Annotated in this window: 6 protein-coding genes; all 6 read left to right on the top strand. The window is 45.1% G+C overall.

The genetic code is table 11. The annotated features are described in order from the left end of the window. Positions 1 to 1,871, top strand: a 1,871-nt coding sequence (locus AC3DOM_RS12390) for a GAF domain-containing protein (RefSeq protein WP_487919360.1), incomplete at its 5' end; no start/stop codon positions are given. Beyond that, on the top strand, positions 1,868 to 3,514 hold the full coding sequence (locus AC3DOM_RS12385; RefSeq protein ID WP_487919359.1) for a GAF domain-containing protein: 1,647 nt from the start codon (positions 1,868 to 1,870) through the stop codon (positions 3,512 to 3,514). The genes AC3DOM_RS12390 and AC3DOM_RS12385, both read left to right, overlap by 4 nt. Further along, entirely contained in the window at positions 3,514 to 4,680 is a 1,167-nt protein-coding gene (locus AC3DOM_RS12380) for a polyheme membrane-associated cytochrome C (protein ID WP_487919358.1), read from the top strand. The genes AC3DOM_RS12385 and AC3DOM_RS12380 overlap by 1 nt, the downstream gene beginning before the upstream one ends. A gap of 60 nt (positions 4,681 to 4,740) precedes the next feature. Then, on the top strand, positions 4,741 to 6,609 hold the full coding sequence (locus tag AC3DOM_RS12375) for a GAF domain-containing protein (RefSeq protein ID WP_487919357.1): 1,869 nt from the start codon (positions 4,741 to 4,743) through the stop codon (positions 6,607 to 6,609). 13 nt (positions 6,610 to 6,622) lie between these two features. Beyond that, positions 6,623 to 8,314: a GAF domain-containing protein gene (locus AC3DOM_RS12370; protein ID WP_487919356.1), complete on the top strand. Its 1,692-nt coding sequence runs from the start codon at positions 6,623 to 6,625 to the stop codon at positions 8,312 to 8,314. A 10-nt stretch (positions 8,315 to 8,324) separates the two neighbouring features. After that, a partial coding sequence (locus tag AC3DOM_RS12365; RefSeq protein ID WP_487919355.1) for a cache domain-containing protein occupies positions 8,325 to 9,109 on the top strand: 785 nt, incomplete at its 3' end.

The following is a 9,109-nucleotide window of genomic DNA, read 5'->3' as shown; positions in this document are numbered from 1 at the left end:
TGAGTGAATTCTCTACAATCCTTTCCTCAAGTGAATATTCTATTTACTTTAGCGCACCTATCAAATTAAAAAGCGGCATAGTGGTCGGAGTTCTTCGAGCTGAATATCACCCATATATTTTGCAGCAAGAGATCAACAATTATATGGAAACAGAGGGAGAAGATATAGGAGAATTTTTTATAGCTCTTCTTACTGAGGAAGAGGTAAATAATATTGACCCGGAAGATCCGTCCTCAGTTTATTTATTACTCTCAAACGGAAAAAATCCGGAGCTAAATTTTAAGTCGGCAACACCCCTTACAACAAATATTATTACGCCATTGCAAATGAATCACTTTCTTCCCGTGGGAAGTACAGCTCAACTCTCTTTGGATGTTCCAGGTCTAGATAAAGGCTTACGAAATCGCTTAATTTCTCCTGTTTTTGAAGCGCAGGCTTTCCCAAGAGATTCCGAGACAGAGGTGCCTCTGGATTTAATAGCATCTGTGGAAATCGAGGAAGCTTCGCTGCCCTGGATTGTAATTGTCTCTCAAGACATCGAATCCATTAACGCCCCTATTCAAAGGCAAAACGATATAAGCACATTGATAGCCATTGCAACCGCAATTGGCGCATCACTTTTGGCATTTAGTGGAAGTCAATATCTTACAAGGCCCGTATTAAGGCTGGCCGAAACTGCAAATAGAGTTGCCCAGGGAGATCTCAGCGCACGTGCAATAATCAACTCAGAAGATGAAATCGGGGCACTGGGGAAATCCTTCAATATGATGACAGGGCAGCTAAATTCCCTGATTACAACACTTGAAGATCGGGTCGCAGAGCGCACACAGGCTCTTGAGCGTCGAGCGGAACAGCTACGTGCGGCAAGCGCCGTTGGACATGCTGCTGCTTCATTGCGTGATCTTGACAAACTCCTTTCACAGGCAACTGAGTTGATCAGTCAACAATTTGGTTTTTATCATGCCGCCATCTTCCTGATCGATGTCCACGGCAAATATGCAGTGCTCAAGGCTGCCCATAGCTTAGGCGGATTAAGGATGCTCGCCAGGTCCCATAAACTAAAGGTTGGCGAGGAGGGGATTGTCGGCCATGTCACAGCGACCGGGAAATCCCGTATCTCCCTCGATGTTGGGCAGGATGCCGTTTTCTTCAATAACCCTGATCTTCCACATACGCGCTCCGAATTGGCGCTTCCTCTAATCGCTGGAGGAAAAATTCTCGGTGCCCTTGACATCCAGAGTCAGGAAGGGGAAGCCTTTGGGGAAGCGGATATGGTTACATTACAAGTATTAGCAGATCAAATTGCGATTTCCATTGAAAACGCTCATCTCTTTGAAGAAAGTCGAATTGCACTCGCTAATGTTCGCAGGGCCTATGGAGAGCAGAGTCATCTTGGATGGCAGGAACTCATTCGACAAGGGAAAAATTTCGGTTTTCGAAGCGCCAGCGATGGCAGTATATTTCCTCTGGAAGAAAAGGCTGATCAAAATTATTTAGAAAGTCAATCAACTTTGGAAGAAAACAAGCGAACAGCGAATATTCCAATCACAGTTCGTGGAAAATCTATAGGTACCATTCGACTTTCTAAACCAGATGACGCAAGATCGTGGGATCAGAAAGATTTGGACTTGGCAGAAACGCTAACAACAGAACTTAGCCAGGCAATGGATAGCGCGAGACTCTTTGACGAAACAAGGCAGCAAGCCGATCGAGAACGCGTGGTTGGTGAAATTGCGAGTCGAATGCAAGAAACGATGAATGTTGAATCAGTAATCCGATTGGCCGCGGACGAATTATATAAATTGCTGGATTTAGACCATGTGACGATCCACCTTTTAGCTGATGATGAAGAAAGAGAGGAGACAGTATGATTTCTCCTTCCCCCACCCCAGGCGTCCCAAAAACCAATCATGAAGAGAATGTACTCGAGGCCTGGCGCGCAACGGTATTTGCCACCGTTATTAGAACGGTCGCAATTCTCGGTACGATTGCATATTTTGTTGGTATTGCTTTAGCTTATAAAAACTTAACTCCAGTTTTCTTTCTAAGCTATACTGCTGCATATATATGGGTCATGGCTACGGCCTTTTTCACACGTGTGCCAATAAAATATCGGGCGTATAGCTTTACTTTAATAGTACTGTCGATTGGCCTTTTGAGCTCATTTGAAAGAGCTGCGATTGGCGATGGGCGGATTTGGTTGATTTTATCAGCCGTTTTAGCTGCTATCTTCCTCGGCCGACGTGCTGGATTGGCTTTTACAATTGCCATTACTTTGATATGGGCAATTACCGGGTATCTCTTTATATCTTCAGCTATCCCTGTACCAGAATTGGAACAATTTTCTATTTCGATTTGGGGTGGGACAACAGTAACACTTGTTATAGTTACCTTCACTATTATCCTCTCAATAGGCGTATTATTGGTCAACCTGAATAAAACAATTGAGGATAGATCAATGCTTGCTGGCAGAGCTGCGGAGCAGAGTCATCTTCTTGAAACCCAGCACAATGCTCTTGAGCGACGATCCAATGCCCTGGAGGCATCAGCAAAGATAAGCCGGAAACTTGCAGCCCTGGTCACTCCTCAAGACATATTGAATGAAATAACTCATCTTCTCCGAGAAGACTTTATGCTAAATAGTGCCGCTGTTTTTCTCTTTGATGCAAATAGAGATCTTCGACTGGCATCCAGCAATGGATGGAATGAGCAAGCTTATCCCCCAGACAGTTTTGTTCTTCCCATAAACGAGGATATTGTAGGGTTGGCTATTATCGAGGGGCAGGCATATTCCAACATTGATACTGACAGGGGATTGAAAACAGCATTGCTGGGAACCAATTCGTATGCTGCAATTCCATTACGAGGGAGGAGCGATGTAATGGGTGCCCTCCTTATTCAAAGTGAAAAATCTGAGGCATTTGGCGATGGTAGGGTTTCAATTTTACAGATTCTTGCAGACCAGACTGCCCTGTTGATTGAGAATGCTGAGTTATTCGCAAAACAGGAGAGCGCGTTAGAGGCAGAGCGCCGTGCCTATGGAGAAATTACGCAGAAAGCGTGGGGAGAATATATCGAATCTCAAAAATTCGGCGCCTATCTTCGCGATAAAAATGGCTTGACCTCTGTGCCTGCAGAACCATATGACCCTTCAGCAAAACAGCGCGAATCTGAAAAAATACCGATCACAATTCGTGGCAAGGTAGTTGGATATATCGACGCCCATAAACCAAAAGATCGTGCGTGGACAAACTCGGAAAGGGAGTTATTGAGAATTTTGGCATCGCGTTTGGAATCAGCGATGGACAGCGCACGGCTTTACCAGGCTTCACAACATCGAGCTGAACGTGAATTGATTATCAGCGAAACTTCTACCCGTATGCGAGAAACACTGGATATTGAAAGCGTACTTGAAACTGCCGCAATTGAGCTTCGAAAAGCGCTAGGTATAGCTGAAGCAGAAGTTTGGGTAAGCGCTGATCCACAAGACAACAATGCGATAGGAGATAAATAATGGGAGTACAAAGAACTTCCCACAAGAATATGTCGTGGCTCGTTTTAGCTTTCATGATTGGAGCAGTGACTGTTTTGAATGCTTGTAGTCCAAAAATTGAAGTGCCAACTTCCTCGGCCAAACCATTTACCTGTCCAGAATGCGAAACATTGGTTTGTCCAGTGCCAGAGAGTTATCAGGATCTTTGGTTTACATCTGCTCATGCAGATGCAGAGGCAGAGGCCTTCACCCACTGGAATGAAGATGATCCTCAAGAGATTCCTGTCGACTGCGCCAAATGCCACAGCAGACCGGGATTGATAGATTTTCTGGGTATTGACGGTACTACGATTAATCAGGTCGACAATTCCGCAAAAACCGGCACTACAATTACCTGTTATGTTTGTCATAATGAGGCATTTGAGGATCTGGCAAGTGTTGTATTTCCTTCGGGGTCAACCCTTCGCCTACTCGGACCTGAGGTCCGCTGCATATTATGTCACCAAGGTCGTGCATCAACATCAACTGTCGACAAGGCGATTGCCGAATTAGCGCTTGTAGATCTTGATGTACCAAGTACTGAGCTTGAGTTCATAAATAGCCACTCCACCTCAGCCGCAACACCATTTGGCACTGAAGTACAAGGGGCCTACCAATACGCAGGAAATACGTATAAAGGTCGCTTTAACCGGGGCGAGGATTTCTTTTCTTGTCTTGATTGCCACAACCAACACAGCCTGGAACTGAAATTTGAAACATGTGGGGAGTGCCATACTTTTACAGGAACTGACCCCCGGGATATTCGTGTGGATACTACCGATTATGACGGTGACGGTGATATTTCTGAAGGAATTGCCTACGAAATTAGTGCCCTTCAGGAAACTCTTTATTCGACAATTAAAGCCTATTCTGTGCAAATTGTCGGGATCCCGATTGCATATGATCTTGAAACCCACCCATACTATTTCATAGACACAAACAATAATGGTCTGATTGATTTGGAAGAGAATCTTTCTGATAACGCGTACAATGCCTGGACTCCCCGTCTGCTACGAGCTGCATATAACTATAACTATCTGACCCATGATCCAGGTGCATATGCCCACAATAGCGATTATGTCTTACAAATATTGTATGACAGCATAGATAATCTCGGCGGAGATGTTACCGGGATGTCCCGCCCGTAAATCAAGAATCAGGATTACCCGCATGCAAATCAACATATTCACAATTATAAGGTGCTCGCAATGAACTGGTGGCGTAATCGAAGTATTCGCTTTAAAGCCTCCTCAATAATCATTTTGATTCTATTGCCATTGCTGGGAGGTATCATCTATGCTGTCACCACCTATGCCCAGGGAGAACTCTGGAAGCGTGAGATTTTAGCGGCAGAGAACCTGAATTCCATTGCTTCAAGTTTGGTGTCAGATGCAATGATGGAAGGGCATAAACACGATATTCAAACAACACTTGAAAAATTGGGAGAAAATATCGGTGGTCAGTTTGATAGCATTGCAATATATGACGATCAATATGTTCTGACTTCGTATGCTACAGGATTCCCGGGAGGAAGAAATCTCGACAGAGGTATTTACGAGGTAGGTGCTTCCGATCCCACTTGCTGGGGTTGCCATCAACTGCCTCCTGAAGAACGACCGGTGATGTCCATCGTTTCAATCGAGGGACAGGATGTGTTACGCAGCGTTGTCCCTTTATACAATGAACCTAGATGCCAAACTTGTCATGGTACCGGGCTTGAAGTGCTTGGAGATAGCATTGTAGACCTTAGTCTCAGTAATTTTCAGGAGACCTCCCAAACTGTTACTTTGGGGTTAGGTGTATCTCTTCTGTCCGCGATCGGATTGCTGTTTTTGATAATGTATCAATTCTTGCGGCGTGTTATTCTAACGCCCTTGGAGGAACTTGGGGAAGTAAGCCAGATAATGGCACAAGGAGAATTGGATCGACAGGTTCATGTGCGAAGTGATGATGAAATTGGCCAACTTGGAATGGCTTTTAATAGTATGGCAGCTCAAGTCAGCAGTTTTGTTCATACCCTGGAAGAGCGAGTCGCTGAACGTACTCTGTCTCTGGAAGAACGCTCCAAATATCTTCAAACTTCGGCTGAAATTAGCCGCGCAGTTGCATCCATTACTGATGCAGATGCCTTGATCAGGGAAGTTGTTAAGCTTATACAAATCCGTTTCAATTTTTATTATGTTGGGCTCTTCCTGACGGATCCGGCAAACGAATGGGCAGTTCTGCAGGCCGGAACGGGCCAGGCAGGCCAAACCATGCTGGATCGCAATCATCGCCTTAAAGTCGGTGACGGCATGATTGGTTGGAGTATTGCTAATGCCCAACCTCGTTTTGCACTGGATGTTGGAGAAGATGCAGTCCGATTTGAAAACCCCCTCCTGCCAGAAACACGCTCCGAAGGGGCCTTACCCCTGCGCTCTCGTGGACGTGTGCTTGGTGCGCTGACCATACAAAGCAGTCAACCTGCTGCCTTCAATCGGGATATCATCGCTGTGCTGCAAACGATGGCGGATCAGATTGCGGTTGCGCTTAATAACGCAGATTTGTTTGCAAAAAGCGAAATTGCTTTGGAAGCCGAACGCAAGGCATATGGCGATCTTAGTCAGAAAGCATGGATTGAACTTTCTCGCAGACAAATAATTCCCCGATTTCTTTCAGACGAATCAAATATTGTCCATTCCATAAAGGAAATACAGTCACCCGAAACCTTGCAAGCACTAAAAACTGGCCAGATGATCCAGCACGACGGGCTCACAGCTATTTTACCGGTTAAAAATCGTGGCAAAGTAATTGGCGGAATCAAGCTTCGCAAGCCAAAAGAAAGTGGTGCCTGGACCAAGGAACAGCTTTTCTTAGCTGAAACCCTAGCAGAACAGATCGGCATCGCCCTGGAAGGCGCACGTCTATTTGATCAAGCGCAACAACGCGCTGTGCAAGAACGTACCATTGGCGAAATTTCTTTAAAGATTGGTGCGACTACCAATATTGATGCGATCATGCGCTCCACTGTCCAGGAATTGGGACGACATCTTACCGGTACCGAAATTATTTTAGAGCTGGAAAGCGACCAGGATTAACAGGAGTACGAATGTGAATTCTGAAATCAAACCAATACCAGAGCCAAATATACCTAAATCCAAAAGATCTTTTTGGGATTTTCTTGCATCACCCTCCTCTGCGCTAAAAGATATTGGCGATCAGCGCTCTGCACGCCTGGCGGCAACATTTCTATTTGCAATATTCATTTTAAACTTAATTGGTCGTATCGTCGTCTTAATCCGTGATGGGTATGAAATAGCATTTGCGCCTGAAATTATCTTTGCCCTGATTACAAGCCTGCTCGCTTACGGGTTTTCCAGAACAAAATGGTTCCGGGTTTCGATTTTCATCTTCTCTCTAAGTTTCAGCTCAACAGCTTATATAACGATCTTTATCCAGAGAAGCCAGGCGGATATTGCCACCTTGATCCTAAGTTATGTACCTCTTAGTCTGATTGTTGCCGGCTCATTTCTTTCCTCCTGGGCACTGCTTCTTCTAACAGCGCTAAATATTGTATTATTCCTGTCCCTCCAATTTATTGGAATAACCCTTCCTGAAAATCTTATAGCCCAAACCGCGATCATTGGCGTGATCGGTGTCGTGCTCATCTTGTTAGCCAATTATCGTGATAACACTGAAAAAATAAGATTAGAAGAGTTGCTCACCATCAATCAGGAACTAGAATCCTTAAGTGGAAATCTTGAACAACGCGTGAATGAAAGAACAAACGATCTTGCACTTTCAAACAAGCAAATATCTCGTCGAGCGGAGCAGTTAACCGCCATAGCAAATATTGCTCGCTCTCTTACCAACATGCAGGATATTAACGATCTCCTTTCCACTACTACCAAATCCATTAGTCAACAACTTGGCTATTACCATGTGGGCATTTTCTTAAATGATACCCAGGATAATAATACCGTTTTGCGTGCGGCTAATAGCGTTGGCGGTCAGAAAATGTTGAATCGGGGTCATCAACTTCAAATTGGTAAAGAAGGAATTGTGGGCTACGCCGTTAAAACAGGACAGCCCCGTATCGCCCTGGACGTTGGGGTTGATTCCGTCTACTTCGACAACCCGGATCTCCCTGAAACCCGTTCGGAAATAGCAATCCCCCTCCGCCTTGGTTCCGAGTACATAGGTGCATTGGATATTCAATCTACAGAGGTGAATGCTTTTTCCGATGAAGATTTGGTGGTTTTCACTACTCTGGCCGACCAGGTAGCTATTGCCATTCAAAATGCCCGACTTCTCGAACAAACCCAGATTGCACTAAGGGACACCGAGGATGCTTATGCGCAGCAAACAAGTGTGGCCTGGAAAAGTTACGCACAAGAACAGACCATAACCGGGTACCACTATGATGGTGTAGAGTCAAAACCAATCACAACAGATATCAAGACAAAGGTCAAATTTGAAGCAAATAAGATCCTTCCGTTGAGCCTCCGCGGAAAAATAATTGGTCACCTTAAACTTAAATCAGCTGACAAAAATCGCGAGTGGACGGATGATGAGATTGGTTTGATTCAATCTACAATAGAGCGTGCCACAATTGCGCTGGAAAACGCCCGGCTGCTGGAAGATGCCCAACGGCGAGCTACAAAAGAGCGCGTCATTTCAGAAGGAGCTACGCGCATCAGTGCAGCGCTGGATGTAGAAAGCATCATGCAGGCAACAGCGGAAGAACTGGAACAGGCCTTAGGCGGTTCGGATATCATCATTCAGCTAGAGAGCAATAAATAAAGGTGCAGTTATGAACCTCGAATCAGGCAACCCCATCAAGGAAATAACCAGTCAACGCCAGCCGCGGAGATCATCTCTGCGAGGGCGTATCGCACTTTCCACAACATTAACTGCCGTGCTGGCAGCAATTGCTGTAGGCTATTTTCTTATCACCAGCAACAACGAAACACAGCAATTCCTGGGTGACCAAATCCAAAATGCAGAGAAAGATAAGACTGAAAACCAAATTGCCGCACTTGCCTCTGGGGAGGCCCAAATCATAAATGACTTCTTTACTGAAATTGACAGACAAGTAAACGCAACAGCTAATTATGCGGCCAACCTGCTCAGTCAGGATACAGCCATCGCCGGAACTAATTACTGGGATGCGAGTGAAGAGCTGAATCGCATACAGGGTGGCGGTTGGGATAACTCAAATAGTGATCCGGCATCAATCTTTGCCCCCTCGACATTTCAACTCACTACAAAGACAGTCACAATTGCCAACGCAGTCAGTCACCTTGATTTTTTCGTACCAGATATTGTTGAAAATAATGCCAATATTTTGGCTGTCTACTTTGGTAACTACGATGGATATACATCTTATTATCCCAATATCGACCTGGCCACATTGGTACCGCCAGAATTTGATCCCTCAAAGCGACCTTGGTTCCTGCAAGCAGAGAATTCCCTTTCCAATGACCTTATCCAGGTAATTTGGTCTGAACCTTATGTTGACGCAGCTCAACATGGTATGGTGGTTACAAGCAGTGTTCCAGTCATAGACAAAAGTGGGAAGTTTCATGGCGTGGTTGG

The organism is Candidatus Desulfolinea nitratireducens (assembly GCF_982879505.1).
Note: the sequence above shows the minus strand (reverse complement) of the source record. Positions and strands in the feature narration are given on the sequence as shown.

What these genes read in the sequence shown, in the direction of transcription:
- AC3DOM_RS12385 (WP_487919359.1), top strand. Translation starts at nt 1,868, where the DNA reads ATGATTTCTCCTTCCCCCACCCCAGGCGTCCCAAAAACCAATCATGAA.
- AC3DOM_RS12380 (WP_487919358.1), top strand. Translation starts at nt 3,514, where the DNA reads ATGGGAGTACAAAGAACTTCCCACAAGAATATGTCGTGGCTCGTTTTA.
- AC3DOM_RS12375 (WP_487919357.1), top strand. Translation starts at nt 4,741, where the DNA reads ATGAACTGGTGGCGTAATCGAAGTATTCGCTTTAAAGCCTCCTCAATA.